Origin of the sequence: Spongiactinospora sp. TRM90649 (genome assembly GCF_029382225.1) — a bacterium.
In the GTDB taxonomy this organism is placed as follows: Bacteria; Actinomycetota; Actinomycetes; order Streptosporangiales; family Streptosporangiaceae; genus Spongiactinospora.
The window spans coordinates 22,685-49,064 of sequence record NZ_JARLTC010000024.1 but is presented as its reverse complement, the minus strand read 5'-3'; the positions used below and the strand labels follow the sequence as shown (position 1 = coordinate 49,064).

The window sequence follows — 26,380 nt, the reverse complement described above, 5'->3', positions numbered from 1 at the left end:
CCTGGCTACCCTGGTGGCGATGCGCGGATGACGGATATCAGGGGGCCCGGGGCCGGGCGGGGCGCGAGCAGGCGTCTCCGCCTCCCGCCCGTGCTCGCCCCCGTGGGGGCCGCGCTCGCCGCCGCCGCGGCCTTCGGCTACGTCGGGCTCGTCGATCCGAACGAGCCCGGCCACTACCCGACGTGCCCGTTCCTCGCGCTGACCGGGCTGTACTGTCCCGGCTGCGGCACGCTGCGCGCGACGCACGCCCTGGCGCACGGCGAACCGGTGGCGGCGCTGGGGCTCAACGCCCTCGCCATCGCGGTGATACCGGTCGTGCTCTATTTGTGGGCGAGGTGGGTCGTCATAACGCTGCGGCCGGGCCGCGCGCGGCCGGTGCGGGTGCGCCCGGCCTGGATCTGGGGATGGGCGGTCATCGTGATCGCCTACTGGATTGTCCGCAATCTTCCTTTCGCGGCATTTCTTGCCCCTTAGTGGAACGGACCACCCACCCTGCGGGCGGTCGAGTGCGCACAGGCCGATACCATCGAGCAAGCAAAGTCGACCGGAGGGGACCCTGATCGGGTTGAGCGAGCGAACAGTACGGCCCGACGTGTTCGCGACGTTCGCGACGTTCGCGGACTCCGAGCTCCAAGGCGAGGAGATGGCATGACAGTGCTGGACGAGATCCTGGACGGGGTGCGGACCGACCTCGCCGAGCGGCAGCGGACCGTGTCGCTGGAAGACCTGAAGCAGCGCGCCGACCGCGCGCCCTCGCCCCGCGACGCCTTCGCCGCGCTCGGCGGAGACAAGGTCTCGGTGATCGCCGAGGTCAAGCGGTCCAGCCCGTCCAAGGGCGCCCTGGCCGCCATCGCCGACCCGGCCGCCCTGGCCGCGGACTACGAGGCCGGCGGGGCCCACGTGATCAGCGTGCTCACCGAGCGCCGCCGCTTCGCGGGCAGCCTCGACGACCTGTCGGCCGTACGCGCCGCCGTCGACGTCCCCATCCTGCGCAAAGACTTCATCGTCTCCTCGTACCAGTTGTGGGAGGCCCGGGCCCACGGCGCCGACCTCGCGCTGCTGATCGTCGCAGCCCTCGACCAGAACGCGCTGGTCTCGCTGATCGAGCGCTCCGTCTCCATCGGCCTGACCCCGCTGGTCGAGGTGCACACCGAAGAGGAGCTCGACCGGGCCGTCGAGGCCGGGGCGCGGATCATCGGGATCAACACCCGCAACCTCAAGACGCTCGAAGTCGACCGCGACGTCTTCGCGGCGCTCGCGCCGAAGGTTCCCGACGGTATGATCAAGGTGGCCGAGTCGGGCGTCCGCGGGCCGCATGATCTGCTGGCCTACGCCAGGGCCGGGGCCGACGCCGTTCTGGTGGGCGAGAGCCTGGTCACCGGCAAGGACCCCAGGGCCGCGGTGGTCGACCTCGTCACCGCCGGGGCGCACCCGGCGACGCGTCTCGACCCGTCGCGGGCCGAGAACAGACCTGAGAGGCACCAGTGAGCGCAGCAGACGGATCCGTACTCACGGCCGCCGACCTGGCGGGGAACGCCGTGATCGGTGACGATCCCGACATCAACGGCAAGTTCGGCGTGTTCGGCGGGCGGTTCGTCCCCGAAGCGCTGATCCCGGCACTCGACGAGGTCGCGGCGGAGTACGCCAAGGCCAAGGTCGATCCTGCCTTCCTGGCCGAGTTCGACCATCTGCTGCGCACCTACGCCGGCCGTCCGACCGCGATCACCGAGGTCGCGCGCTTCGCCGAGCACGCGGGCGGCGCGCGCGTCCTGCTCAAGCGCGAGGACCTCACGCACACCGGCGCCCACAAGATCAACAACGTGCTCGGGCAGGCCCTGCTGACCAGGCGCCTGGGCAAGACCCGGGTGGTCGCCGAGACCGGCGCGGGCCAGCACGGCGTGGCCACGGCCACCGCGGCGGCCCTGCTCGGCCTGGAGTGCGTGATCTACATGGGCGCCGTCGACTGCGAGCGCCAGGCGCTCAACGTCGCGCGGATGAAGCTGCTCGGCGCGACCGTGGTGCCCGTGCACAACGGCAGCCAGACCCTCAAGGACTCCATCAACGAGGCGTTCCGCGACTGGGTCACCAACGTCGAGCACACCCACTACCTGTTCGGCACCGTCGCCGGGCCGGCTCCCTTCCCGGAGATCGTCCGCGACTTCGCCCGCATCATCGGCGTCGAGGCCCGCCGCCAGGTGCTGGAGCTGTGCGGCAGGCTCCCCGACGCGGTCGCGGCGGCCGTCGGCGGCGGCTCCAACGCGATCGGCGTCTTCCACGCCTTCCTCGCAGACGAGGACGTCCGGCTGCACGGCTACGAGGCGGCCGGGCGCGGCGTGGCGAGCGGCGAGCACGCCGCGACCCTCACCGAGGGCAGCATCGGCGTGCTGCACGGCTCGCGCACCTACGTCCTGCAGGACGACGAGGGCCAGACCATCGAGTCCCACTCCATCTCGGCGGGCCTCGACTACCCGGGCGTCGGGCCCGAGCACGCCTGGCTGAAGGACACCGGCCGGGCCGCCTACGCGGCGATCACCGACGACGAGGCCATGGCGGCGTTCGCGCTGCTGGCCAGGACCGAGGGCATCATCCCGGCCATCGAGTCGTCCCACGCCCTGGCCGGGGCGCTCAAGCTCGGCCGCGCGCTGGGCCCTGAGGCGATCATCCTGGTCAACCTCTCCGGACGCGGCGACAAGGACATGGGGACCGCGATGAAGTACTTCGACCTGTGACAGCGACCCCCTGACCACCCTTGACGCGAACGCGGCGGCCACCGGCCCCGGTCCAGTGAGAACGGCCAGTGAGAACGGACAGCCATCCATGACGACATCCACTACGACCCTGGCCTCGGCGCTGGGCAAGGCCCGCGCGGAGGGGCGCTCGGCCCTGATCGGCTACCTGCCCGCGGGGTTCCCCTCAAAGGAGGGCTGCGTCAAGGCGGCCAGGGCCATGGTCGAGGCGGGCTGCGACGTGATCGAGATCGGCCTGCCGTACTCCGATCCGCTGATGGACGGCCCGACCATCCAGGACGCCGTGCACGTGTCGCTGAGCAACGGCACCCGGATCGCCGACGTGCTGCGCACGGTCGAGGGCGTGGCCGCCTCGGGCGCGGCCACCCTGGTGATGACCTACTGGAACCCGATCGACCGCTACGGCGCCGACCGGTTCGCCCGCTCGCTGGCCGACGCGGGCGGGGCGGGGACGATCACCCCCGACCTCACTCCCGAGGAGTCCGGGCCCTGGCGTGAGGCGTCCGCCACCGCCGGCATCGACACGGTCTTCCTGGTCGCCCCCAGTTCCACGGAGGAGCGCATCCAGGCCGTGACGGCCTGCTGCACCGGGTTCGTCTACGCGGCGTCCCTGATGGGCGTCACAGGGGCCAGGGAGTCCATCTCCTCCGGCGCCGAGGGCCTGGTAAAACGTACCCGCGCGCACACCGACCTACCGGTCTGCGTCGGCCTGGGCGTCGGCACCGGCGCGCAGGCCGCCGAGGTCGCCGGATACGCCGACGGGGTCATCGTCGGCTCGGCCTTCTGCCGCCGCCTGCTCGACGCCCCTGACGAGGCCGCCGGCGTCGCCGCGGCGCGCGAACTGGCCGCCGAACTGGCCGCGGGCGTCAGGCGCTGACCCGCGCGAAGGCCCGGAACGGCCGCTCACGGGCCACGGCTCGTGACGGTCGTGGTCGGGTGAGGTAAAAGACCGCCAGGTCTTACCCCTCTCTTATCCGCCGCATGATCTGATTACTGCGGGTACTGTGCGCCCCCGCCCGGCCCGGCTCAAGGACCACCTCCCCTTTAGGAGACCATGGTGCTCGTGACTACAGAACCGCCCGCGTCGATGCGGTCGCGCACCGTCGGGAAGGCGCTACCCTGGGTGACGACCGTCGCCCGGCTGGTGGTCGCGGGCGTGCTCATCGTGGCCGGTTGGCTGAAGATAGGCAATCCCGCGCTGTCGGTCCGGGCCGTCGAGGCGTACGAACTGCTTCCGCACGCCGTGGCGACCGCGGTGGGCTACGGCCTGCCTATCCTGGAGATAGTCGTAGGGGTTTTGCTGGTGGTCGGCCTGCTCACGCGGGTCGCGGGAGCCATTTCCGCACTGCTCATGCTGGCCTTCGTCATCGGCATCGCCTCCGCGTGGGCAAGGGGGCTGCTGATCGACTGCGGCTGCTTCGGCGGCGGCGGCGAACTGGCGGCCGGGCAGACCCCGGACTATTTCTGGGAGATCGTCAGGGACTTCGGGATCGCACTGCTCGCCGTCTGGATCACGGTCCGGCCTCCGGGGCGGTTCGCGCTCGACTCGGCCCTCGGGCTGGCGCCCGAACGCGAGCCGTACGACCGGTTCAACGATGACGATGACCCGGACGCCGACGAGGCGGCCGGTACGAAGGAGAACGGCTGATGGGTCGCAAGACCGCGGGTGACGCCACCGCACGCGAGCGCATCAAGGCGCAGCGCGAGGCCCAGCTCAAGCAGGAACAGCGCAAGCGCCTGACCACCATCGTGGCCGCCTCGGTGGCCGCGATCGCCGCCGTCGGCGCGGGGATGTGGTACGCCGCCTCCAGCAGCCAGTCCGAGACCGCGACCGCGGCCACCGCCCCGGTCACCCTCCAGCAGGACGGCTCGGTGGTGATGGCCAAGGCGGGCGTCGAGGCCCCGGTGCTACACATCTACGAAGACTTCCAGTGCCCGGCCTGCCAGGCGCTGGAGAAGACCAGTGGCGCGACGGTAAAGAATCTGGCCGCGGAGGGCAAGGTCAAGGTGGTCTACCACCCGATCACGATCTTCGGGGCCGAGCCCACCAGGTCCAACTCGCTGCGCGCGGGAGCGGCCTCGCGGTGCGCCCCCGGTTCGCAATGGCTGGCCTACCACGACAAGCTGTTCGAAGAGCAGCCCAGCGAGACCGTCCAGGGCTTCGCCCTGCCCGACCTCGCCTCCTGGGGCAAGGACGTCGGCATCACCGACCCCGCGTTCGAGAAGTGCGTGACCTCCCAGCAGCACCTGCGGACCCAGCAGGACTACAGCAAGAAGGTCCTCGACTCCGGGGTGATCAAGCGCGGCACGCCCACCGTCCTGCTCGGCGACACGGAGCTCGGCGACGTGGCCTTCAAGCCCGCCGAGCTACGCCAAGCCGTTCTTGATGCCGCCAAGTAGGCCCTCGACACGCTAATCTCACCTGACATGCCCCTCGCCTCGATTCCCAGCCCGTCCGAGGGCACGTGGTACCTCGGACCGATCCCGCTGCGGGCCTACGCCCTGTGCATCCTGCTCGGCATCATCGTCGCCGTCTGGATGGGCGAGCGTCGCTGGCGCGCCCGCGGCGGCGCGCCCGGCACCATCGTCGACCTCGCCGTGTGGGCCGTCCCGTTCGGCCTGGTCGGCGGGCGGCTCTACCACGTCATCACCGACTACCAGCTCTACTTTCCTGATCGGCCGCTCGCGGCGCTCTACATCTGGAACGGCGGGCTGGGCATCTGGGGCGCCATCGCGCTAGGCGGGGTGGGGGTCTGGATCGCGTGCCGCCGCCGCGGCATATCGCTGAGCGCGGTCGCCGACACGCTCGCGCCGTGCATCGCCGTCGCGCAGGCGATCGGCCGGTGGGGCAACTACTTCAACCAGGAGCTGTTCGGCAGCCCGACCGATCTGCCGTGGGGGCTGGAGATCGAGCCGGGCCGTGACGGCACGGTGCCCGGGGTCGACACTTACCACCCCACGTTCCTCTACGAGTCGCTGTGGAACCTCGTGCTGGCCTTCGTACTGATCTGGGCGGGCCGCCGGTTCTCCCTGCGGCACGGCCGGCTGTTCGCCCTCTACGTCGCCGGATACACCCTCGGCCGGTTCTGGATCGAGGGGCTGCGGGTGGACGAGGCGCACATCATCCTCGGCCTGCGGCTGAACCAGTGGACCTCCATCGTGCTGTTCCTCGCCGCGCTCGCCTACTTCTGGGTGACGCGCAACCGCACCGGCGAGGAGTCCCTGGGCGAGCCCGCGACCCCTGACGACGGCGTCGATCCCGGTCACCAGGGCTCGGAGGCCGACCTCCCGGAGACGTCCGAGGCCGCCGGCGACTCCGCCGAGGCCGGGCCCGGTGATGACGACGACGGCGACAAGCGGACATCGGCGGAGGAACCGGTGCCGACCGCCTCGTCGGCGGCCGAGCCCGCCGACGAGACGGCCGATCCGGCGCATCCCGCCGACAACGCCGACGAAGGCGAGGTCGCCGGACGGGCCACGGCGCCTGCGGACGCGTCGTCCGGGGCGACCGGCTCCAGCACGTCCGGCACGAGCTCCACCGGGTCCGGGGCGAGCACCGGCGGCTCCGGCCGTTCGAGCGGCGGCGGCTCACGCGGCGGTTCGAGCGGCAAGGACGACTCGGTGGCGGTCGGGTCCGATCCGGAGACCGGCGACCTATGACCGAAGGCGGCTCGCGCAGGCGTGCCGAGATCCACCACCAGCACCGTGACGTCACCGGCGGCTGGCTACGGCCGTCGGTGTTCGGTGCCATGGACGGCCTGGTGTCCAACTTCGCGCTGATCGCCGGTATGGCGGGCGGCACGTCCGACACCAGGCTCATCTCCCTGGCCGGAATCGCCGGGCTGGCCGCCGGCGCCTTCTCCATGGCCGGCGGCGAGTACGTCTCGGTCGCCAGTCAGCGCGAACTGGCCCTGGCCGAGATCGACGTGGAACGTACCGAACTGGCGAGGAACCCCGAGGAAGAGGAGCGGGAGCTGGCCGAGCGCTACGAGAGCCGGGGAGTGGAGCCGGAGATCGCCGCCGAGGTGGCCAGGCAGATCTCCCGCGACCCGGAGCAGGCCCTGGTCGCCCACACCCGCGCCGAACTCGGCGTCGATCCCACCGACCTGCCCTCGCCGAGGGTGGCAGCGGTGTCGTCGTTCCTGTCCTTCGCCATGGGGGCGCTGCTGCCCGTGCTGCCCTACCTGCTGGGCGTCACCAGCCTGTGGGTCTCGGCCATCGTGTCCGGCGTCGCGCTGTTCGGCGCGGGCGCGCTGGTGTCCAAGGTGACCGCGCGGCGATGGTGGTACACCGGCCTGCGCCAGCTCGTCGTCGGCATGGTCGCCGCCGCCCTGACCTTTGGCCTGGGCAGCCTGATCGGAACCCACGTATGAGCCGCGCCCCCGCGCCGCGACGGCGTCGGCGTCCGCCGCCGCCCCCGCCGATCGAGGAGAACGCGCTCGCCAGGTTCGGGCTCGACCACCGCCAGCAGCGCATCCTGACGATCATCGCGGTGGCGGCCGGCGTGATCATCGCCGCGGTCGTGCTCACCTACGCCTTCGCCTCGCTGGGCGGAGACGTGCGGGCCGTGCAGTCCGACTCCGGGTCGGGCGTGGGCCAGGACCGCCCGTCGGCCTACCAGGGCTGGGCCTCGACCAAGGTGTTCGCGCCGATCGCCAAGCGCGAGGCCGACACCCGCCCGCTGACCGCCAAGGAGGTCTTCGGCGGGAAGACCCTCAAGGCGGGGAAGATCACGCTCAAGCTGGCCGGCAGCACGCTCGACCAGAGCTGCGCCGCCGCCGTGTGGGGAACGCCGCTGGTCGACCTGCTGAACGCGGGGGAGTGCGCGCAGGCCGTGCGCGGCATCTACACCAGCGCCGACAACCGCTACGTCGCCCAGTACACGCTGTTCAACCTGCGTGACACCGAGGCGGCCGACACGCTGGTACGCGAGCTGGAGACCAAGCACCGGGCCGGGTGGGCGCTGGCCCTGACGTCCGGGCGGGCGGCACTTCCCGCCGACGGCCACACCGAGGCCAGCGGCCACGCCATGGGACACTATGCCGGGCTCGTCTGGATCGCCAGGAAAGATGGAGCCGAACCGGAGAAGGGCGACGACCTGGTCACGCTGTCCCTGGCGGTGCGCGGCGCGGAGAAGGCCGTCTACCGCAGGATCGTCGCCGCCTCGGCCACGCCGACGCAGTAGGAGCCATGTCCCGCCGTACCATAACGATCACCGTCGTCGCCGTGTGCCTGCTCGCCGTCGGGGCGGGCGCGCTGGCCTGGGTGCTGGCCCAGGATCCCCCGCAGGCCGCGGTGGTCCGGGGCGATCCCTCGTCGGCCGTCTACAAGCCGATCGCCACGCGCGCGCTGGACCCGTCGCCGCTGACCGTCCCGGAGGTGTTCACGGCGGCGCGGGTGACCTCCGGCAGGGGCGGCGCGGGGGTGGTCACCATGAACCGGGGCCGCACCGAGGCGCTCGCCGACTGCGAGGAGGCCGTCTGGGGCGAGGTGGTCACCACCGCCGTCGCCGGGTGCACGCAGGCGCTGCGCGGCGGCTACACGACCCCCGACGGCCGGGTGGCCGGGCAGTTCGTGATCTTCAATCTGGCCGACGCCTCCGCCGCCGACCGCCTGGTCGCGGCCCTGGCGGGCCGTACCGGCGGTTTCGTACGGCTGGCCGCCGGTATGCCGGGCGGCTTCGACCCCACCCACAGCCGCGCCCATGCGCAGGCGCTCGGCCACTACGTCACCGTGAGCTGGACGGCACCGGCCGCCGAGGGCGCCCCCGCCGACCTCACCCGCCATCTGCTCGCCCTGGACACCCTCGGCCAGGCCGTGCAGAACCGGGTCGTCGCCGCCGTCTAGCGGCGTCCGTCAGGGTTGGGGAGCATCTATCCGGGAATATGGAAGAGTCGCCCGTCGTTGGGCGCTCTGGTGGCGAAGGCGCCACCGTGAAGTGCCTGCGTAGACGTGTCATGAATGTTCGTGATGTGGGCCGGGTGGGCACTATTCCGGCAGGGTGAGGTAACCTCTACCCACAATCGCAGCAGGGCCAACGTCGTCCCTCGCCTCTAGCTATCGAGCAGACGAAGACGACGGGAGGGATTCAATGCCTGCTGCCCGCCTCGGGTTCCCCGAGCCTCAGGGCCTGTATCACCCCGCGAACGAGCATGACGCCTGTGGTGTCGCCATGGTTGCCGACGTCGCCGGTCGGCGCAGTCACGACATCGTCGCGAAGGCCTTGACAGCGCTCTGCAATCTTGATCATCGGGGAGCCAAGGGTAGCGAACCGGACACCGGCGACGGAGCCGGAATCCTCACTCAGATCCCCGACACCCTGCTGCGCGCGGTGACGCCGTTCCCGCTGCCCGAGGCCGGCGCCTACGCCGCCGGTATCGCGTTCCTCCCGTTCGACGAGGAGGCCCGGGCGATCGCGGTCGGGATGATCGAGGAGATCGCCGCCGAGGAGGGGCTGACCGTGCTCGGCTGGCGCGACGTTCCGGTCGATGTCGCCAACGCCGGGCCGAGCGCGCGTGCCGTCATGCCGTCCTTCAAGCAGCTCTTCGTCGCCTCACCGGGAGGCGAGCAGGGCCTGGCGCTGGACCGGCTGGCCTTCTGCCTGCGCAAGCGGGCCGAGCACGAAGTGGACGTCTACTTCCCCTCGCTCAGCTCACGGACCATCGTCTACAAGGGCATGCTGACCACGCCGCAGCTCGAACCCTTCTTCCCGGACCTCTCCGACCCCCGCTACCAGTCGGCGATCGCGCTGGTCCACTCGCGTTTCTCCACCAACACCTTCCCCTCCTGGCCGCTGGCGCACCCGTACCGGTACGTGGCGCACAACGGCGAGATCAACACGGTCAAGGGGAACCGGAACTGGATGCGCGCCCGCGAGGCCATGCTCGGCACCGGGCTGATCCCGGGCGACATGGCGCGGCTGTTCCCCATCTGCGACCCCGACGCCTCCGACACCGCCTCCTTCGACGAGTGCCTGGAGCTGCTGCACCTGGGCGGGCGCAGCCTGCCGCACGCGGTGCTGATGATGATCCCGGAGGCGTGGGAGAACCACACCGAGATGGACCCGGCGCGGCGGGCCTTCTACGAGTTCCACTCCACCCTGATGGAGGCGTGGGACGGCCCGGCGTCGATCACCTTCTCCGACGGCACCCTGGTCGGGGCCGTGCTGGACCGCAACGGCCTGCGCCCCGGCCGGTTCTGGGTCACCGCCGACGGCCTGGTCGTGCTGGCCTCCGAGGCGGGCGTCCTGGACATCCCCGCCGAGGACGTGGTCCGCAAGGGCAGGCTCCAGCCGGGCCGGATGTTCCTGATCGACACCGCCCGCGGCAAGATCATCGAGGACGACGAGGTCAAGGCGGAGCTGGCCGCCGAACTGCCGTACGAGGAGTGGCTGCACGCCGGGCTCGTACGGTTCGAGGAGCTGCCCGCGCGCGAGCGGCAGATCCCGACGCACGAGGCGCTGGTCAAGCGGCAGCAGACCTTCGGTTACACCGAGGAGGAGCTGCGGATCATCCTGTCGCCGATGGCGCGGACCGGCGGCGAGCCGCTCGGCTCGATGGGCACCGACACGCCCGTGGCGGTGCTGAGCGACCGGCCCCGGCTGCTGTTCGACTACTTCAGCCAGCTCTTCGCCCAGGTCACCAACCCGCCGCTGGACGCCATCCGCGAGGAGCTCGTCACCTCGCTGCAGTCCACCATCGGGCCCGAGGGCAACCTGCTGGAGCCCGGCTCGGCCTCGTGCCGCCGGCTGGTCCTGCCGTACCCGGTGATCGACAACGACGAGCTCGCGAAGATCATCCACATCAACGACGAGGGCGCGCTGCCCGGCTTCGCACCGCACGTCGTCTCCGGCCTCTACGAGGTCGCCGGTGGCGGCGAGGCGCTGCTCAACCGTCTTGAGGAGATCCGCGCCGAGGTCACCCAGGCCATCGCGGACGGCGCGCGGATCATCGTGCTGTCCGACCGGGGCTCGTCCGCGGCGCGCGCGCCGATCCCGGCGCTGATGCTCACCGGAGCGGTCCACCACCACCTGATCAGGGAGAAGACCCGCACCCGGGTCGGCCTGGTGATCGAGACCGGCGAGGCCAGGGAGTGCCACCACATGGCGCTGCTGATCGGCTACGGCGCCTCGGCGGTCAACCCCTACCTGGCCATCGAGACCGTCGAGGACATGATCGCCACCGGCGTGCTCGACCTCGACCCGCACAAGGCCGTGCGCAACCTGATCAAGGCGTACGGCAAGGGCGTCCTGAAGGTCATGTCCAAGATGGGCGTGTCCACCGTCGCCTCCTACACCGGCGCGCAGATCTTCGAGTCGCTCGGCCTCGGCCAGGACGTCATCGACACCTGCTTCGCCGGGACCACCTCGCGCCTCGGCGGCGTCGGCTTCGACGTGCTGGCCCGCGAGGTCGCCGAACGGCACGTCCGGGCCTACCCCCGGGTGGAGAACGCCCACCGGCGCCTGGCGGTCGGCGGGGAGTACCAGTGGCGGCGCGAGGGCGAGCCGCACCTGTTCAACCCCGAGACCGTCTTCAAACTCCAGCACGCCACGCGCACCCGCCGCTACGAGCTGTTCAAGGAGTACACCTCGCTGGTGGACTCCCAGTCCGAGCGGCTGATGACCCTGCGCGGCATGTTCCGGCTGCGGGACCGCGCCCCGGTGCCGATCGACGAGGTCGAGCCGGTGTCGGAGATCGTCAAGCGGTTCTCCACCGGGGCCATGTCCTACGGGTCGATCTCCATGGAGGCCCACGAGACGCTGGCCATCGCGATGAACCGGCTGGGCGGCAAGTCCAACACCGGTGAGGGCGGCGAGGACCCCGAGCGGCTCTACGACGCCGAGCGGCGCAGCGCGATCAAGCAGGTGGCCAGCGGCCGGTTCGGGGTGACCAGCGAGTACCTGGTCAACGCCACCGACCTGCAGATCAAGATGGCGCAGGGCGCCAAGCCCGGCGAGGGCGGCCAGCTTCCCGGTCACAAGGTCTACCCGTGGATCGCCAGGACCCGGCACTCCACCCCGGGCGTCGGCCTGATCTCGCCGCCGCCGCACCACGACATCTACTCCATCGAGGACCTCGCCCAGCTCATCCACGACCTGAAGAACGCCAACCCGGCCTCCCGCGTCCATGTGAAGCTGGTGGCGGAGGTCGGCGTCGGCACGGTCGCGGCGGGCGTGTCCAAGGCCCACGCCGACGTGGTGCTCATCTCCGGGCACGACGGCGGCACCGGCGCGTCGCCGCAGACCAGCATCAAGCACGCGGGCGCGCCCTGGGAGCTGGGCCTGGCCGAGACGCAGCAGACCCTGCTGCTGAACGGCCTGCGCGACCGGATCGTGGTGCAGGTGGACGGCCAGCTCAAGACCGGCCGCGACGTGGTCGTCGCCGCGCTCCTCGGCGCCGAGGAGTACGGCTTCGCCACCGCGCCCCTGGTGGTCTCCGGCTGCGTGATGATGCGCGTCTGCCACCTGGACACCTGCCCGGTCGGCGTGGCCACGCAGAACCCCGAGCTGCGCAAGCGGTTCAGCGGCAAGCCCGAGTTCGTGGTGAACTTCTTCGAGTTCATCGCGGAGGAGGTCCGTGAGCTGCTGGCCGAGCTGGGCTTCCGGTCCCTGGACGAGGCCATCGGGCACAGCGAGGTGCTGGACACCGAGGCCGCCGTGGACCACTGGAAGGCGGCCGGGCTGGACCTGTCGCCGATCCTGTACCGGCCGGAGATCCCGGCGAGCGCGGCGCTGCGCCGTACCCAGACGCAGGACCACGGCCTGGACCGGGCGCTGGACAACACGCTCATCCAGCTCGCCGAGGGCGCGCTGCGGCTGGGCGAGCGGGTCACCCTGCAACTGCCGATCCGCAACGTCAACCGCACGGTCGGCACCATGCTCGGCCACGAGGTCACCCGCCGGTACGGCGGCGCGGGCCTGCCCGACGACACCATCGACGTGTCGTTCACCGGCAGCGCGGGCAACTCCCTGGGGGCGTTCGTGCCCCGGGGCATCACGCTGCGCCTGACCGGAGACGCCAACGACTACCTCGGCAAGGGCCTTTCCGGCGGGCGGATCACGGTACGCCCGCACCCGGACGCGCCGTACGCCGCGGAGACGCAGGTCATCTCAGGAAACGTCGGCCTGTACGGCGCGACCTCGGGCGAGGTGTTCGTCCGAGGCGTGGTCGGCGAGCGGTTCTGCGTCCGCAACTCGGGCGCGACGGCCGTCGTGGAGGGCGTGGGCGACCACGCCTGCGAGTACATGACGGGCGGACGCGCCGTCATCCTCGGGCCCACCGGCCGCAACCTGGCCGCCGGCATGTCGGGCGGCGTGGCCTACGTGCTCGACCTCAACAGCGAGCGGGTCAACCGCGAGATGGTCGAGATCGAGGAGCCGACCGGCGCCGACGTCGAGTTCCTGCGCGAGATCGTGGAACGCCACCTGGCCGAGACCGGCTCCACTGTGGCGATGGCGCTGCTCGCCGACTGGGACGCCGCCCTCGGGCGGTTCGGCAAGATCATGCCCAAGGACTACAAGCGGGTGCTCGCCGCGCGGGCCGCCGCCGAGGCCGAGGGCCGTGACATCGACGAGGCGGTCATGACCGCCGCACACGGATAAGGGGGTTCGACGATGGCTGACCCGAAGGGGTTTCTCACGCACGAGCGCGAGCTGCCGCGCCGCCGCCCCGTGGACGTGCGGATCCGTGACTGGCGGGAGGTCTACGAGGACTTCCCCAAGCCCGCGCTCAACCGGCAGGCCGCCCGCTGCATGGACTGCGGCATCCCGTTCTGCCACAACGGCTGCCCGCTCGGGAACCTGATCCCCGAGTGGAACGACCTGGTGTACCGCGAGGACTGGCGCGACGCGATCGAGCGGCTGCACGCCACCAACAACTTCCCGGAGTTCACCGGGAGGCTGTGCCCCGCCCCGTGCGAGGCGGCGTGCGTGCTCGGCATCAACGCGGACCCGGTGGCGATCAAGCGGGTCGAGGTCGAGATCATCGACCGGGCCTTCGCCGAAGGCTGGGTCGTCCCGCAGCCGCCGCAGACCCGTACCGGCAAGACCGTCGCCGTGATCGGCTCCGGCCCCGCGGGCCTGGCCGCAGCCCAGCAGCTCACCAGGGCCGGGCACGACGTGGTGGTCTTCGAGCGGGCCGACCGGATCGGCGGGCTGCTGCGCTACGGCATCCCCGAGTTCAAGATGGAGAAGCGGCACCTGGACCGCCGGCTGGCGCAGATGCGCGCCGAGGGCACCGAGTTCCGCACCGGCGTCAACGTGGGCGTCGACATCACCGCCGCCGAGCTGCGGGAGCGGTTCGACGCGGTGGTGCTGGCGGGCGGCGCCACCGCCTGGCGCGACCTCACCGTGCCGGGCCGCGAGCTGGACGGCGTGCACCAGGCGATGGAGTACCTCCCCCCGGCCAACAAGGTCCAGGAGGGCGACTACGCCGTGTCGCCGATCTCGGCGGAGGGCAAGCACGTGGTGGTGATCGGCGGCGGCGACACCGGCGCCGACTGCATCGGCACCGCGGTCCGCCAGGGCGCCGCCTCGGTCACCCAGCTTGAGATCATGCCCAGGCCGCCGGAGTCGCGGCCGGGCGCCCAGCCATGGCCGACCTACCCACTGCTGTTCAAGATGGAGAGCGCCCACGAGGAGCTCGCCGAGCAGGGCGGCGACCGGGTCTACGCGGTGTCCACGACCGAGTTCGTGGGCGACGCGGAGGGCAGGGTCAGGGCGTTGCGGCTGGTCGAGGTCGAGGGGCCGCAGAACGGCTTCGCGCCCGTACCCGGCAGCGAGCGGGAGATCCCGGCCGACCTGGTCACCCTGGCGATGGGCTTCGTCGGCCCTGAGCGGGACGGCCTGCTCTCCGACCTGGCCGCGCACGCGGAGGACGCCGGGGCGTTCTTCGACGGCCGGGGCAACGTGGTTCGCGACAAGTCCTACATGTCGGGGGTAGAGGGCGTGTTCGTGGCCGGTGACATCGGCCGCGGCCAGTCCCTGATCGTCTGGGCGATCGCCGAGGGACGCTCGGCGGCCTCCGCCGTGGACCGGTTCCTCACGGGCAGCACCGCGCTCCCGGTGTCCATCCCGCCGACCGCCCGGCCGCTCGTCTGAGCCGCCGACACACCGTCGATCATGCACGTCCGCGCCGTTTCCCGGCCGGGCGTGCATGATCTTTGTTGGCGGCGGGGGGCCGTAGGGAATCCCCCCACTACGGCTGTTCAATTCGCGAAATGTCAGTCAAAAGCCTCATAAACCGCCACTGGATAGCGTCTAGGGTTGGATCCCTGGACAGAATGCTGGTGGATGCCGGCGCAGCGGGAGGGTGCATGAGACGGGGGAGCAGTCGCCTGGCCCGCGCGGCGGTCGCGGTGGCCGCCGGGCTCGCCGTAACGGTCGCGTCGGTGGGGGCGACCGGCGTGGCACCGGTGGGCGGCGCCTCGGGGGAGGCACAGGCCCGCCGTCCGTATCTGGTCTTCTACGCCGACGGCGCGCGGGCGGAGGCCGAGCGGGCCGTACGCGAGGCGGGCGGCGCGCTCCGGGCGCAGGGCGGCGATCCGCGCCTCGGCTACGTGGTGGCCGACGGAGCCGGCGGCTTCGCACGGGCCCTGAGCGGTAGCGACGCGGTCGTGGGGGTCTCCTCCAACCGCCGGATCGGCACGGCCAGGGGGATCCGCGCGGCAAGCGTGGCGCGTGCCGTCCCCGCGGTGGACAAGGACCTCGCCGGGCACGCCGACCTGACCGGCGCGATCGGCTCGGCCCCCGAACCGCTCGCCGACCGGCAGTGGGACATGAAGATGATCGGCGCGACCGCCGAGAAGTCCTACGCCGGCGCCCCCGGCGACAAGCGGGTGCTCGTCGGCGTGATCGACACCGGCGTGGACGGCAAGCACCCCGACATCGCGCCCAACTTCAATCGCGAGCTGAGCCGCAACTTCGTCGTGGACAAGCCCACCGACCCCAACGGCGAGAAGCTGGACGGGGCGTGCGAGCACACCGGCTGCAAGGACCCGGTGGACGTGGACGACGACGGGCACGGCACCCACGTGGCCAGCACCATCGCCTCGCCGATCAACGGCCTGGGCGTGGCGGGGGTCGCCCCCCGGGTGACCATCGTCAACGTGCGCGCCGGGCAGGACTCCGGGCTGTTCTTCCTCAAGCCCAGCCTGGACGCGCTCACCTACGCCGCCGACGCCGGCATCGACGTGGTCAACATGAGCTACTACATCGACCCGTGGCTGTTCAACTGCGAGGACAACCCGGCGGACTCCCCGGAGGAGCGGTTGGAGCAGCGGGGCATCATCGTCGGCATGCAGCGTGCGCTCGACTACGCGCGGGGCAAGGGCGTCACGCTGATCAGCGCGATCGGCAACGGCGCGACCGACCTGGGCAACCCCGAGCGCGACGCGACGAGCCCCGACTACCCGCTGGGCAAGGAGCGCACCCGGAAGATCGACAACTCCTGCCTGAACGTCCCCGCCGAGTCCAAGGGCGTCATCTCGGTCTCGGCGGTCGGCCCCGACAAGGTGAAGACGGGCTACTCCGACTACGGCATCGAGCAGACCGACCTGACCGCCCCCGGCGGCGACGCGACGGACGGCGACGCCACCAAGGGCATCCTGGCCGCCGCCCCAGAGAACGTGGTGCGCGCCCAGGGCCTGGTCGGCGCCGACGGGATGCCGAAGAGCTCCTCGGTGGTCCGCGACTGCAAGGGCGCGACCTGCGCCTACTACCAGTACCTGCAGGGCACCTCGATGGCCGCCCCGCACGCCACCGGTGTGGCCGCGATCCTGATCAGCCGGTTCGGCCGCGGGGGCCAGGGCGCCAAGGGCGGGGCGGACGGCCTGACCATGGACCCGGCGGAGGTCCAGCGGCTGCTCTACCAGACGGCGGTCCCGCTCGCCTGCCCCGTGCCCCGGCGGCACAGCTACCAGAACCAGAGCCACGAGTGCGAGGGCGATTCGGTGCGCAACGGCTTCTACGGCCGGGGGCTGGTGGACGCGGCCAACGCCGCGACCGTGAAGCCCTGACGGCCGAACTGAGTACGCGAGCGGATACGAGCCCCCCTGTGATGCATCTAACGTCGGATATATGGGGTACCGCATCCTGGCGGAGGTGACGATGGGCGTTCATCTCCTCGTGCTCATCTACCTGGCCCTGGGCGGATTCCTGGCCTGGCCGCGCCCCCTGCTGATCTGGCCGCACCTGGCGATGGCCGCCTGGGGCCTGGCCTCGATCAGCACGCCCCTGGAGTGCCCGCTGACCGTCCTGGAGAACTGGGCCAGGCACCGCGCAGGACTGGCGGGCCTGCGCCCCGGCGGGTTCATCGACACCTACCTCAAGGGAGTCATCTATCCCGAGGAGTACACGACCCTCGTCAGATGGGTCGTCGTGGCGCTCATCCTGACGTCGTGGACGGGGCTCGTCATGCGCCGCCGCGCCGGGCACCGGAGGGCTCGCGGTGAGTCGTGCCAGGTCGAGTGACGTCACCGGGTTTTTCCGGCCCGCTATCGCCATCGTCATCACCAAGTGGTCTGTACCAATTAAAGTAGTCGTGTGACTCGTCGCGCAAAGATCGTCTGCACCCTAGGTCCCGCCACATCCTCCCCCGAGCGCATTCGCGAACTGGTCGCATCGGGCATGGACGTCGCGCGGTTCAACCTCAGCCATGGCACCCACGAGCTGCACAAGGAGATCTACGACAGGGTGCGGGAGACCGCGGCCGACCTCGGCCGCGGCGTCGGCCTGCTCGCCGACCTCCAGGGGCCGAAGATCAGAGTGGGCACCTTCGAGGAAGGACCGGTCCGGCTCGGCTTCGGTGACGTCTTCGCCATCACCACCGAGCAGGTCCCCGGCGACCGCCAGCAGGTCTCCACCACCTACGCGGGGCTGCCCAACGACGTCAGGGCCGGAGACACCGTGCTCGTCGACGACGGCCGGCTGGTGCTGGAGGTGACCCGGGTCGACGGCCCGCGCGTCACCACCCGCGTGGTCGTCGGCGGCATGATCTCCGACAACAAGGGCCTCAACCTCCCCGGCGTCAACGTCAGCGCCCCCGCCCTCACCGACAAGGACGAGGCCGACCTGCGCTGGGCGCTGCGCACCGGCTTCGACATGATCGCGCTGTCCTTCGTGCGGCGCCCGTCCGACGCGCACGTGGTGCGCAACATCATGGAGCAGGAGGCCGTCCGGCTGCCGCTGCTCGCCAAGATCGAGAAGCCGCAGGCCGTCGACCGGCTCCCGGAGATCGTCGAGGAGTTCGACGGCATCATGGTCGCCCGTGGCGACCTCGGCGTCGAACTGCCCCTCGAAGACGTGCCGATCGTGCAGAAGCGGGCCATCGAGCTGTGCCGCGAGAAGGCGCGGCCGGTGATCGTGGCCACCCAGATGCTCGACTCGATGATGCACTCGCCGCGGCCCACCCGCGCCGAGGCGTCCGACGTCGCCAACGCCGTCATGGACGGCGCCGACGCGGTGATGCTCTCCGGCGAGACCTCGGTCGGCAACTACCCCATCGAGTCGGTCCAGACCATGGACCGCATCGCCTGCGCCGCCGAGCGCGCCTCGCTGCACGCCACGCACACCCTGGAGCGCATGCCCGAGACCACCGGCGGGGCCATCGCCCGTGCGGCGGCCGAGGTCGGCGCCATCGTCGGGGCCAAGGTCCTGGTGGCCTTCACCATGTCGGGCGAGACCGCGCGGCGGCTGGCCCGCTACCGCTCGCCGATCCCGCTGGTGGCCTTCACCTCCGCCCCGCACGTCCGCGGCCAGCTCTCGCTGACCTGGGGCGTGGAGACCTTCCACGTGCCGTTCGTCCACCACACCGACGACATGGTCCGCCAGGTCGAGTCGTCGCTGCTCAACCTCGGCCGCTGTGAGAAGGGCGACAAGGTCGTCATCGTGGCGGGGTCCCCGCCCGGCACCCACGGCTCGACCAACGCGCTTCGGGTCCACACCATCGGGTCGGCCGTCTCTCACCCCAGCTAGCGTTCTCCTCCGCGCGCGGCCCCGGTCTTGAACGGGGCCGCGAGGGGAGTCCGCGTTTTCCGCGCATAATCACTCCGCCTCGTCCGAGGGCGGCGACGGCGCGGAGATTTGCGGCGTTCACCGAATTCTTCATGCCTGCCGTCCGGTATTTCGCGGCCGAACTCGGCTGCCGCGTGACTCCTTTCGGCGTGAGACCGAAACGGCGTCACCAGGAGACCGGAACGCCCTCCCGCCTGCCCCGCGACCGCGCCGACGCATTCGGATGCGCATCGATGGGATACCGATTTCGTCACCGCCGATGCCGTCGCGCGGCGCGGCGCGAGCGGTTCCGTGAACCCGTCCGGACGGCCGTGCGAGGGGCCTCGGACGGGGCATTCCATCAACCGGCGGTCAAGGCCGTTTTCGGGCCGGAGCGGGCCCGAGATGGTGGCGCAATCAGGCTCATATCACCAGGTCATCGGCCATATAAGCAAAAACCGCCCGGCCTGTGCGGCCGGGCGGCGAGAAGGTGCCCCGGGTGGGATTCGAACCCACACTTTACGGGTTTTGAATCCGCTCTCTCTGCCAATTGGAGTACCGGGGCATCAATTCGGGCGAATGGGAAACGCCCGCTGTTGATCGTGTGGCTAACATCCAGGTTGATCGGCGGGAGCCCGTCAGCGTGGTCCTAGCGTACCGGACGTCGGTACCCTTCTGGTCGTGAGTACGCAGCGGCGAGTGGTGATTGCGGAGGACGAGGCCCTGATCCGCCTCGATCTCAAGGAGATGCTGGAAGAGGACGGCTACGCCGTCGTGGGGGAGGCCGGGGATGGGGAGACCGCGGTCAAGCTCGCCCTGGAGTTGCGCCCGGACCTGGTGATCCTCGACGTGAAGATGCCCATCCTCGACGGCATCTCCGCCGCCGAGCGCATCGTCTCGGAACGGGTGGCGCCGTGCCTGATCTTGACCGCGTTCTCGCAGCGGGATCTGGTGGAGCGGGCGCGCGACGCCGGGGCGATGGCCTACCTGGTCAAGCCGTTCACCAAGTCCGACCTGGTGCCGGCGATCGAGATGGCGGTCAGCAGGCACGACGAGATCAAGGCGCTGGAACGCGAGGTCGGCACGCTGTCCGACCGCCTGGAGACCCGCAAGCTGGTCGAGCGGGCCAAGGGCCTGCTGATGGCCCAGCACGGCTGGAGCGAACCGCAGGCGTTCAGGTGGATCCAGAAGGCGTCCATGGACCGGCGGCTGAGCATGCGCCAGGTCGCCCAGGTCGTCGTGGACGAGGGCACCGCCAAGCCCGCCGACGAGGCCGGCGACAAGCCCGCGGAGTCCTGAGCGGCCGGGGGCGTCACTCGCCCCGGCACGTCTCCCGGACCAACAGGTCGAGCCGCTGCCGCAGGTCGGGGGTCACCGCGAACTCCAGATACTGCGGTTCGAGACCGGTGATCCCCACCCAGGCCGGGAAGGCGTAGGGCTTCTTGGCGTCGGCGAGCGTGTGCGCCGAGCAGTTCGGCGCGGTGAAGCGGACCGGCACGTCCACGCGTGCCCGGCCCGCCGCGAGGATGGCCAGCGGCTTGCCGTCCGCCTTGGCCGGGGCGAGCCCGAAGACCACGCTCCCGGCGATGTCCTGCAGGGTGACCTCCCCGGCCGCGCCCTTGCGCTCCACGACGACGACGCCGGTGAGCGCGTCGCCCTCACGGGTCCAGCGCTCGCCGAGGCGCACGTCCACCGAGCGGCGGACCAGCGACGCGCCGCAGTCCAGGCGCACCAGCCGGGTCAGCAGCGGATCGGGGTGGGGGAGCGGCAGCCTGATCTGCCGGGCGCCGCCCGCCTCCCTGATCCACGCCAGGGCGTGGGCCGGGCCGGGCACGGGGACGGCCGTGGCGCCCTCGCAGGTGGCGGTGCCGTACGGGATGCGCAGGTCCACCCGGGGGGTGGTCCTGACCAGCGTGTCCACCGGCTCGGGCGGCAGGACGGGCAGCGGCGGCGCGACGAGCTGGATCCGCTCGATGTGGACGGGCTCGGGGCCGGGGTTGCGCACCGCCACGGAGAGCACGTGTTTGGCCTCGTCGATGCGGGCCTGCTGCAGTGTCGCGGTGAGCGGGGGCACAGGTCGTCCGCCGTTCGTCTCGCCGCCCTGGGCAGTAAGCGCGCCGCATGAGGTGGCCGCCGCCGCGACCGTGAGAGCGAGGGCCGCTGGGCTGTTGAGGAGGGAGCGGGCGCGGCGCGTGCGCCGGGCTCGGGGGCTGGAGGCGGCGGGGCCGGTCACGATCGGCACCATAGCCGGTTGATCGTGATTACATAACCCGACACATGGGAAAGTATCGCGTTATAGGGCATTATTGGGCCTCAGTGGCGGGGCCCGCGACAGAGCAGTGAATGACCACGGACGGCCGACGAAGGCGGACCGGCGCGGACCCCGGTGCGGGTAGATCGCCATCGCTTCCGACATCTGAGACGCGGTAGTCACAAGGTGAGACGTTGGCAACGCTCGGTTGCGCGTTGTTACACGTCACGCCGATATTGCCGGTACCGCGCCCGGTAAGTTGAGGAGTGATTACGACTCCGCATCCAAGTGTCCTCAGTTCAGGCGGATCTATGGCTTGCGGGCCACACGGTTTTATACGTTTCCGTCATTCGATCGGGACGGGTCGGCAGCGCTGACATATCCCGGCCTGGATGAAGGAGATGCTTCATGATCCGCATTGCCCCCGTCGGGCGCGTGCTGGCCGTCGCAGCGGCCGCCAGTCTCGCCCTGACGGCCTGCGGCGGCGGCGACAACGCTGCCGCGCCGGCCGACACTACGTCCGCGGTGCCATCGACGTCCGCGGCGCAGGCCAAGGGCGACGGCACGCTTACCATCGGAACTCTGCTACCGCAGACGGGTGACCTGGCGTTCCTCGGACCACCGGAGTTCGCCGGCGTGGACCTCGCCATTGAGGAGATCAACGCCGCCGGCGGCGTCCTCGGCAAGCCCGTGGCCAAGATTCACACCGACTCCGGTGACGCGAAGACCGACATCGCCTCGCAGTCCGTTGACAAGCTGCTCCAGCAGAAGGCCGATGCCATCGTTGGCGCCGCCTCCTCCGGAGTGTCGTTCACGGTCATTGACAAGATCGTGAACGCTGGCGTGATCCACTTCTCGCCTGCCAACACTTCGCCCGATTTCACGACCTACAACGACAAGGGGCTGTACTTCCGTACGGCGCCTTCCGACGTCCTGCAGGGTCGCGTGCTCGGTGACCTGATCATCTCGGACGGCAGCGACCAGGTCGCGATCCTCAACCGCCAGGACTCCTACGGCACCGGCCTCGCCAACGAGGTCGAGCGGGCCGTGACCGGTGGCGGCGGCGAGATCACCGACAAGATCGCCTACGACCCGGGTGCGGCGGACTTCTCCGCCGACGTCGCCAAGCTCAAGGCGAAGAGCCCCAAGGCGCTGGCGCTGATCTCGTTCGACGAGGCCAAGAAGATCATCCCTGAGCTGAAGAAGCAGGGGCTGGGCCCGGACAAGATCAAGATCTACTTCGTGGACGGCAACCTCGCGGACTACTCGAAGGACTTCCCGAAGGGCACCCTGACCGGCGTCAAGGGCACCCAGCCCGGCGCGGAGGTCAAGGACGACCTGAAGGCGAAGCTCCTCAAGGTCAACCCCGACCTGAAGGACTTCAACTACGGTCCCGAGTCGTACGACGCCACGATCCTGCTGGCGCTGGCCGCCGAGGCCGCCAAGAGCGACGTGGGCACCGACGTGGCCGCCAAGCTCGTCGAGGTCAGCAAGGGCGGCGAGAAGTGCGACAGCTTCCAGAAGTGCGCCGAGCTGCTGAAGGCCGGTTCTGACATCGACTACGACGGCGTCAGCGGCCCGATCGAGTTCAGCGACGCGGGCGACCCGTCCGAGGCCACGATCGGCATCTTCCAGTACGACGACAGCAACACCCACAAGAACGTGGGCTTCCAGACCGGAAAGGTCGCCGGCTGATTCGCCGGAAGCTCCACGCCGCCTAGGGACACCCCCGAAGCGATCGCGAACCCCAAGGGCCCCGGCCACCGGCCGGGGCCCTTGCCCTGTTCCGGAGCCGCCGCCGCCGTCGTCGTCCATGACGATCGTCACAGGCTGTTCGGCGCGCGCAGCGTGGAGCCGGGGGAGTCCTCTCCATCGGCTCCTGTGGTCCGTGTCCGGGCGTACGGCCTCTTCGGCGGGGTGAAGGTCAGCCGCGCGTGACCCGGGTCCTGGGGGCGGGTCAGGGCTTGGGGCAGGTGCGTCGTACGCCCTGGGCGGCCGAGCGGTACTGCTTCAGCAGGCGGAGCTGCTCCTCGCGGGGGGTGGCGGCCGGGCTCAGGCCGTCGGTGGCGTCCCGGAGGGGAACCTCGAATCTGCGGGCCCGTTCAGGCAGGCGGGGGCCGTACTCGCGGACCACGCCCTCGACGTAGGCCAGCCGTCCTCTGACCGCCGCGTCGAAGTTCTGCCGTCGCTCCTCGCCCGCCGGTTCGAGCACCGAGTCGGCGAAGCCGATCGCGGAGACGACGCGGGCGCAGGGGTCGTCGGCCGGATCGGCGCCGACCATGTAGGGGCCGTTCGTGGGGTCTCTCGTAGGGCTCTGTACGGCGCTCAGCGGCCCGGACGGCCCTCGGTGGGACCGGCCCGCCGAACAGGCGGCGAGGAGCGGCAGGGTCGCGCTGAGGCAGATGACGGCCATGGCGGTGGTACGCATGATCACCATGGTCCGCCGACGAGCCCGATGACCGGAAGCCCCCGGGTGAGCCGAAACGGCGAAAGGCCCCGTGAACGCGACAGGCGTTCACGGGGCCGTCGTGCCGGGGACCGCTCAGGCCCGGGCCAGGGTGCCCAGGTAGAGCTCGATCACCTTCGGGTCGTTGATCAGTTGCCGCCCGGTGGCCGTGTAGGCGTTGCGGCCCTGGTCCAGGACGTAGCCCCGGTCGCAGATCTGCAGACACCGGCGGGCGTTCTGCTCCACCATGATCACCGTGACGCCGGCCCGGTTGATCTGCTGGGCGCGGATGAACACCTGGTCCTGCAGCTTGGGCGACAGCCCCGCGGAGGGCTCGTCGAGCAGCAGCACCGACGGTTCTGTCATCAGCGCCCTGGCCATGGCGACCATCTGCCGCTCGCCGCCGGACAGCGAGCCCGCCCGCTGCTTGCGGCGCTCCTTGAGCGCGGGGAACAGCTCGGCGACGAACTCGAACCGCTCCTTGAACTTCTTGGGCGCCTGGAACGCGCCCATCTCCAGGTTCTCCTCGATGGTCAGGCTCGGGAACACGTTGTTGGTCTGCGGCACGTAGCCCACGCCCCGCGCGACGAGCGCGTGGGCCTTGAGCCGGGTGATGTTCTCGCCCTTCAGCGTCACCGTGCCGGTGCGCACCTCGACCAGCCCGAACATGGCCTTGAGCAGCGTGGACTTGCCCGCGCCGTTGGGGCCGATGATGCCGATCAGCTCGCCCTGTCCCACGTAGAGGTCGCACCCGTTGAGGATGTTCACCCCCGGGACGTATCCGGCGAAGAGCTCGTCGCACCGCAGCACCGCGTCCTTGGCGGCCTCGACGTGCGCGCTGCGGTCGGTGACGGCCGCAGCCGACTTGTCGTGGGCGTCCTCCGCCCGGGTGAGCGGCTGTCCGTTCGCCTCGGTCACCGGCCTGCTCCTTCCTGAGCGGGGGCGTCCTCGCCGGGCGCGGGGGCGTCCTTGCCGTCGGCGGCGGGCTCCTGAACGGGGGCCCCCTCCTCCAGCTCCGCCTCGGCCTCGGCGAGCTGCCGCTCCTCTTCCTCGGCGGACAGCGGCGTGTCGTGGTGCGCGCCCAGGTAGGCGTCCACCACTCGCGGGTCGGACATGATCGTGTCGGGCGGGCCCTCGGCGATCACCGAGCCCTGGGCCATCACGATGACCCAGTCGCTGATGTCACGGACCATGTCCATGTCGTGTTCCACGAACAGCACCGTCATGCCCTGCTCGCGCAGGTCCTTGACGTGCCCGAGGAGCGACTGGGTCAGCGCGGGGTTGACGCCCGCCATGGGCTCGTCGAGCATGACCAGTTCGGGCTTGACCATCAGCGCGCGCGCCATCTCCAGCAGCTTGCGCTGCCCGCCGGACAGGCTTCCTGCGAAGTCGCCGCGCTTGGCGTCGAGCTTGAACCGCTTGAGCAGTTCCTCGGCCCGCTCGGTGATCTCGTCTTCCTGGCCCCGCCACAGGGCGGGGATGAGGGCACGCAGGAAGCCCTCGCCGATCTGGCCCTGCGCGCCCAGCCGCATGTTCTCCAGGACCGTCAGCTTGGACAGCGCCTTGGTGAGCTGGAAGGTGCGGACCATCCCGATTCTGGCGATCTTGTGCGCGGCGACGCCGTTCATCCGGCGGCCGTTGAAGGTCCACTCGCCGGAATCGGCGGTGTCGAACCCGGTGAGCTGGTTGAAGAACGTGGTCTTGCCTGCGCCGTTGGGGCCGATCAGCGCGGTGATCGACCCGCGCTGGATCTCGACGTGCTCGACGTTGACCGCGGTGAGGCCGCCGAAGCGCCGCACCACGTTGTCCACGATCAGGATCGGGTCGGGTTTGGCCACGCCCGGTTCGGTGGCCAGCCCGGCGAGGGCGGCCACGGCTCCGGATCTGCGGTTTCCCGCGGGGGCTTCTGCCGTACGGCCGGCGGCGGCGTCCGCCGTCCCGCCCGCTGCGGCTTCGTCAGCGTGCATCTAGCGCGATCTCCCTCTTGTCGCCGAAGATGCCTTGCGGCCGGAAGATGAGCAGCAGCATCAGCCCGAGACCGACCAGCATGAACCTGATGGCTCCGACCTGGTTGACGGCGAGGAAGGTGATGACGCCGGAACCGACGGCCTCCTCCAACCCGGTCGTGATCAGGATAAGCAACGCCCAGAAGAGCGCCGCGCCGACCACGGGCCCGAGGATCCGCGCGGCGCCGCCCAGGATGAGCACGGTGTACGCGTAGAACGTCAGCTCCGTGCTGAACAGGTCGGGCTGCACGGCGGCGCGGCTCAGCGCGAAGATGAAGCCGGCCAGCGAGCCGATGACGCCGCCCAGGACCAGCGACTGCATCTTGTAGGAGAAGACGTTCTTGCCGAGGCTGCGCACGGCGTCCTCGTCCTCGCGGATGGCCTTGAGCACACGGCCCCACGGGCTCTTCATGAGCAGATAGATCACGAAGCAGGACGCCGCGACGAGGACCCATCCGACGGTGAGCACCCACATCGTGCGGTGGTCGAAGCCGATGATCGAGCCCAGCTCGTACTGCCCGGCGGGGTAGGGGTTGAGCGCGTAGAAGGAGTCCGAGAAGCCCTGCAGGCCGTCGGTGCCGCCGAAGGTGCCCTCCAGCGCGACGGCGCGGACCACCAGACGGACGATCTCGGCCGCGGCGATGGTGACGATGGCCAGGTAGTCGGCGCGCAGCCGCAGCGTCGGGATGCCGAGCAGCAGCGCGAGGATCACGGCGAGCAGCAGGCCGATGCCGACGCCCAGGAAGAACGGCAGCCCGAAGGTGGAGACCGTCACGGCGATGGCGTAGGCGCCCACGGCGAGGAAGGCGGCCTGGCCGAAGTTGAGCAGGCCGGTGTAGCCGAAGTGCACGTTCAGGCCGATCGCGGCGAGCGCGTAGATCACGGCCTCGGTGCCGATGCCGGCTTCGACGGCGCGGCTGATGATGAGAGTCCAGTCCATGT

General features: G+C 70.7%; 22 protein-coding genes and 1 tRNA gene. 17 read left to right on the top strand and 6 right to left on the bottom strand.

The genetic code is table 11. The annotated features are described in order from the left end of the window. Positions 1 to 27 precede the first annotated feature (27 nt). The 15 genes from P3X83_RS25580 (at position 28) to pyk (ending at position 18,717) form a co-directional block, all read left to right on the top strand. A complete protein-coding gene (locus tag P3X83_RS25580) occupies positions 28 to 474 on the top strand; it encodes a DUF2752 domain-containing protein (protein WP_277307750.1) in 447 nt (148 codons plus the stop codon). Positions 475 to 648: 174 nt separating this feature from the next. After that, positions 649 to 1,488: an indole-3-glycerol phosphate synthase TrpC gene (gene trpC, locus P3X83_RS25575; protein WP_277307749.1), complete on the top strand. Its 840-nt coding sequence runs from the start codon at positions 649 to 651 to the stop codon at positions 1,486 to 1,488. A 35-nt stretch (positions 1,489 to 1,523) separates the two neighbouring features. After that, complete coding sequence (trpB, locus tag P3X83_RS25570) at positions 1,524 to 2,729, top strand: tryptophan synthase subunit beta (RefSeq protein WP_277307787.1); 1,206 nt, start codon at positions 1,524 to 1,526, stop codon at positions 2,727 to 2,729. An 88-nt stretch (positions 2,730 to 2,817) separates the two neighbouring features. After that, complete coding sequence (gene trpA / locus P3X83_RS25565) at positions 2,818 to 3,624, top strand: tryptophan synthase subunit alpha (protein WP_277307748.1); 807 nt, start codon at positions 2,818 to 2,820, stop codon at positions 3,622 to 3,624. A gap of 177 nt (positions 3,625 to 3,801) precedes the next feature. After that, on the top strand, positions 3,802 to 4,395 hold the full coding sequence (locus P3X83_RS25560) for a MauE/DoxX family redox-associated membrane protein (protein ID WP_277307747.1): 594 nt from the start codon (positions 3,802 to 3,804) through the stop codon (positions 4,393 to 4,395). Next, positions 4,395 to 5,147 carry a thioredoxin domain-containing protein gene (locus tag P3X83_RS25555; protein WP_277307746.1) on the top strand — a complete coding sequence of 251 codons (753 nt, stop codon included), beginning with the start codon at positions 4,395 to 4,397 and terminating at the stop codon, positions 5,145 to 5,147. The genes P3X83_RS25560 and P3X83_RS25555 overlap by 1 nt, the downstream gene beginning before the upstream one ends. A gap of 27 nt (positions 5,148 to 5,174) precedes the next feature. Then, complete coding sequence (lgt, locus tag P3X83_RS25550) at positions 5,175 to 6,407, top strand: prolipoprotein diacylglyceryl transferase (RefSeq protein WP_277307745.1); 1,233 nt, start codon at positions 5,175 to 5,177, stop codon at positions 6,405 to 6,407. Beyond that, positions 6,404 to 7,120 (top strand): VIT1/CCC1 transporter family protein, encoded by a 717-nt coding sequence (locus P3X83_RS25545; protein WP_277307744.1) that lies wholly within the window; start codon positions 6,404 to 6,406, stop codon positions 7,118 to 7,120. The genes lgt and P3X83_RS25545 overlap by 4 nt, the downstream gene beginning before the upstream one ends. Next, on the top strand, positions 7,117 to 7,932 hold the full coding sequence (locus P3X83_RS25540) for a hypothetical protein (protein WP_277307743.1): 816 nt from the start codon (positions 7,117 to 7,119) through the stop codon (positions 7,930 to 7,932). The genes P3X83_RS25545 and P3X83_RS25540 overlap by 4 nt, the downstream gene beginning before the upstream one ends. Before the next feature lie 5 nt (positions 7,933 to 7,937). Next, the gene (locus P3X83_RS25535; protein ID WP_277307742.1) at positions 7,938 to 8,594 is read left to right on the top strand and encodes a hypothetical protein; all 657 of its coding nucleotides are present in this window, start codon (positions 7,938 to 7,940) and stop codon (positions 8,592 to 8,594) included. Positions 8,595 to 8,838: 244 nt separating this feature from the next. Then, on the top strand, positions 8,839 to 13,347 hold the full coding sequence (gene gltB, locus P3X83_RS25530; protein ID WP_277307741.1) for a glutamate synthase large subunit: 4,509 nt from the start codon (positions 8,839 to 8,841) through the stop codon (positions 13,345 to 13,347). A 12-nt stretch (positions 13,348 to 13,359) separates the two neighbouring features. Beyond that, complete coding sequence (locus P3X83_RS25525) at positions 13,360 to 14,844, top strand: glutamate synthase subunit beta (protein ID WP_277307740.1); 1,485 nt, start codon at positions 13,360 to 13,362, stop codon at positions 14,842 to 14,844. A 215-nt stretch (positions 14,845 to 15,059) separates the two neighbouring features. After that, positions 15,060 to 16,760 carry a S8 family serine peptidase gene (locus tag P3X83_RS25520; protein WP_277307739.1) on the top strand — a complete coding sequence of 567 codons (1,701 nt, stop codon included), beginning with the start codon at positions 15,060 to 15,062 and terminating at the stop codon, positions 16,758 to 16,760. A gap of 61 nt (positions 16,761 to 16,821) precedes the next feature. Continuing rightward, complete coding sequence (locus P3X83_RS25515) at positions 16,822 to 17,214, top strand: DUF2784 domain-containing protein (protein ID WP_277307738.1); 393 nt, start codon at positions 16,822 to 16,824, stop codon at positions 17,212 to 17,214. A 72-nt stretch (positions 17,215 to 17,286) separates the two neighbouring features. Continuing rightward, complete coding sequence (gene pyk, locus P3X83_RS25510; protein WP_277307737.1) at positions 17,287 to 18,717, top strand: pyruvate kinase; 1,431 nt, start codon at positions 17,287 to 17,289, stop codon at positions 18,715 to 18,717. A gap of 509 nt (positions 18,718 to 19,226) precedes the next feature. Here the strand turns inward: pyk and P3X83_RS25505 are convergent. Continuing rightward, positions 19,227 to 19,300: transfer RNA gene (locus tag P3X83_RS25505), tRNA-Leu, on the bottom strand. Positions 19,301 to 19,416: 116 nt separating this feature from the next. Here P3X83_RS25505 and P3X83_RS25500 point away from each other — a divergent pair. Continuing rightward, positions 19,417 to 20,034 (top strand): response regulator, encoded by a 618-nt coding sequence (locus tag P3X83_RS25500; protein WP_277307735.1) that lies wholly within the window; start codon positions 19,417 to 19,419, stop codon positions 20,032 to 20,034. Positions 20,035 to 20,047: 13 nt separating this feature from the next. Here P3X83_RS25500 and P3X83_RS25495 read toward each other — a convergent pair whose 3' ends face one another. Further along, positions 20,048 to 20,968 (bottom strand): hypothetical protein, encoded by a 921-nt coding sequence (locus tag P3X83_RS25495; protein WP_277307734.1) that lies wholly within the window; start codon positions 20,966 to 20,968, stop codon positions 20,048 to 20,050. Between the two features lie 426 nt (positions 20,969 to 21,394). On the opposite strand from P3X83_RS25495, the gene P3X83_RS25490 reads away from it, so the two are divergent. Then, the gene (locus tag P3X83_RS25490; protein WP_277307733.1) at positions 21,395 to 22,681 is read left to right on the top strand and encodes an ABC transporter substrate-binding protein; all 1,287 of its coding nucleotides are present in this window, start codon (positions 21,395 to 21,397) and stop codon (positions 22,679 to 22,681) included. Positions 22,682 to 22,943: 262 nt separating this feature from the next. Here the strand turns inward: P3X83_RS25490 and P3X83_RS25485 are convergent, their stop codons facing one another. The 4 genes from P3X83_RS25485 to P3X83_RS25470 form a co-directional block, all read right to left on the bottom strand. Then, positions 22,944 to 23,414: a hypothetical protein gene (locus P3X83_RS25485; RefSeq protein ID WP_277307732.1), complete on the bottom strand. Its 471-nt coding sequence runs from the start codon at positions 23,412 to 23,414 to the stop codon at positions 22,944 to 22,946. Between the two features lie 114 nt (positions 23,415 to 23,528). Beyond that, complete coding sequence (locus P3X83_RS25480) at positions 23,529 to 24,350, bottom strand: ABC transporter ATP-binding protein (RefSeq protein ID WP_277307731.1); 822 nt, start codon at positions 24,348 to 24,350, stop codon at positions 23,529 to 23,531. After that, positions 24,347 to 25,399, bottom strand: coding sequence for an ABC transporter ATP-binding protein (locus tag P3X83_RS25475; protein WP_277307730.1), 1,053 nt, complete (start codon positions 25,397 to 25,399; stop codon positions 24,347 to 24,349). Before P3X83_RS25475 ends, P3X83_RS25480 begins: the two co-directional genes overlap by 4 nt. Continuing rightward, positions 25,389 to 26,378 (bottom strand): branched-chain amino acid ABC transporter permease, encoded by a 990-nt coding sequence (locus P3X83_RS25470; protein WP_277307729.1) that lies wholly within the window; start codon positions 26,376 to 26,378, stop codon positions 25,389 to 25,391. The genes P3X83_RS25475 and P3X83_RS25470 overlap by 11 nt, the downstream gene beginning before the upstream one ends. Between the last annotated feature and the right edge of the window lie 2 nt (positions 26,379 to 26,380).

Bases quoted from the DNA above. Each gene is read 5' to 3' on its own strand.
- P3X83_RS25560 (WP_277307747.1), top strand. From the start codon at position 3,802: ATGGTGCTCGTGACTACAGAACCGCCCGCGTCGATGCGGTCGCGCACC.
- P3X83_RS25470 (WP_277307729.1), bottom strand. From the start codon at position 26,378: ATGGACTGGACTCTCATCATCAGCCGCGCCGTCGAAGCCGGCATCGGC.
- trpA (WP_277307748.1), top strand. From the start codon at position 2,818: ATGACGACATCCACTACGACCCTGGCCTCGGCGCTGGGCAAGGCCCGC.
- P3X83_RS25490 (WP_277307733.1), top strand. From the start codon at position 21,395: ATGATCCGCATTGCCCCCGTCGGGCGCGTGCTGGCCGTCGCAGCGGCC.
- P3X83_RS25525 (WP_277307740.1), top strand. From the start codon at position 13,360: ATGGCTGACCCGAAGGGGTTTCTCACGCACGAGCGCGAGCTGCCGCGC.
- P3X83_RS25475 (WP_277307730.1), bottom strand. From the start codon at position 25,399: ATGCACGCTGACGAAGCCGCAGCGGGCGGGACGGCGGACGCCGCCGCC.
- P3X83_RS25535 (WP_277307742.1), top strand. From the start codon at position 7,938: ATGTCCCGCCGTACCATAACGATCACCGTCGTCGCCGTGTGCCTGCTC.
- P3X83_RS25485 (WP_277307732.1), bottom strand. From the start codon at position 23,414: ATGCGTACCACCGCCATGGCCGTCATCTGCCTCAGCGCGACCCTGCCG.
- P3X83_RS25555 (WP_277307746.1), top strand. From the start codon at position 4,395: ATGGGTCGCAAGACCGCGGGTGACGCCACCGCACGCGAGCGCATCAAG.
- P3X83_RS25540 (WP_277307743.1), top strand. From the start codon at position 7,117: ATGAGCCGCGCCCCCGCGCCGCGACGGCGTCGGCGTCCGCCGCCGCCC.
- P3X83_RS25520 (WP_277307739.1), top strand. From the start codon at position 15,060: ATGAGACGGGGGAGCAGTCGCCTGGCCCGCGCGGCGGTCGCGGTGGCC.
- P3X83_RS25515 (WP_277307738.1), top strand. From the start codon at position 16,822: ATGGGGTACCGCATCCTGGCGGAGGTGACGATGGGCGTTCATCTCCTC.
- gltB (WP_277307741.1), top strand. From the start codon at position 8,839: ATGCCTGCTGCCCGCCTCGGGTTCCCCGAGCCTCAGGGCCTGTATCAC.
- P3X83_RS25580 (WP_277307750.1), top strand. From the start codon at position 28: ATGACGGATATCAGGGGGCCCGGGGCCGGGCGGGGCGCGAGCAGGCGT.
- trpC (WP_277307749.1), top strand. From the start codon at position 649: ATGACAGTGCTGGACGAGATCCTGGACGGGGTGCGGACCGACCTCGCC.
- lgt (WP_277307745.1), top strand. From the start codon at position 5,175: ATGCCCCTCGCCTCGATTCCCAGCCCGTCCGAGGGCACGTGGTACCTC.
- P3X83_RS25545 (WP_277307744.1), top strand. From the start codon at position 6,404: ATGACCGAAGGCGGCTCGCGCAGGCGTGCCGAGATCCACCACCAGCAC.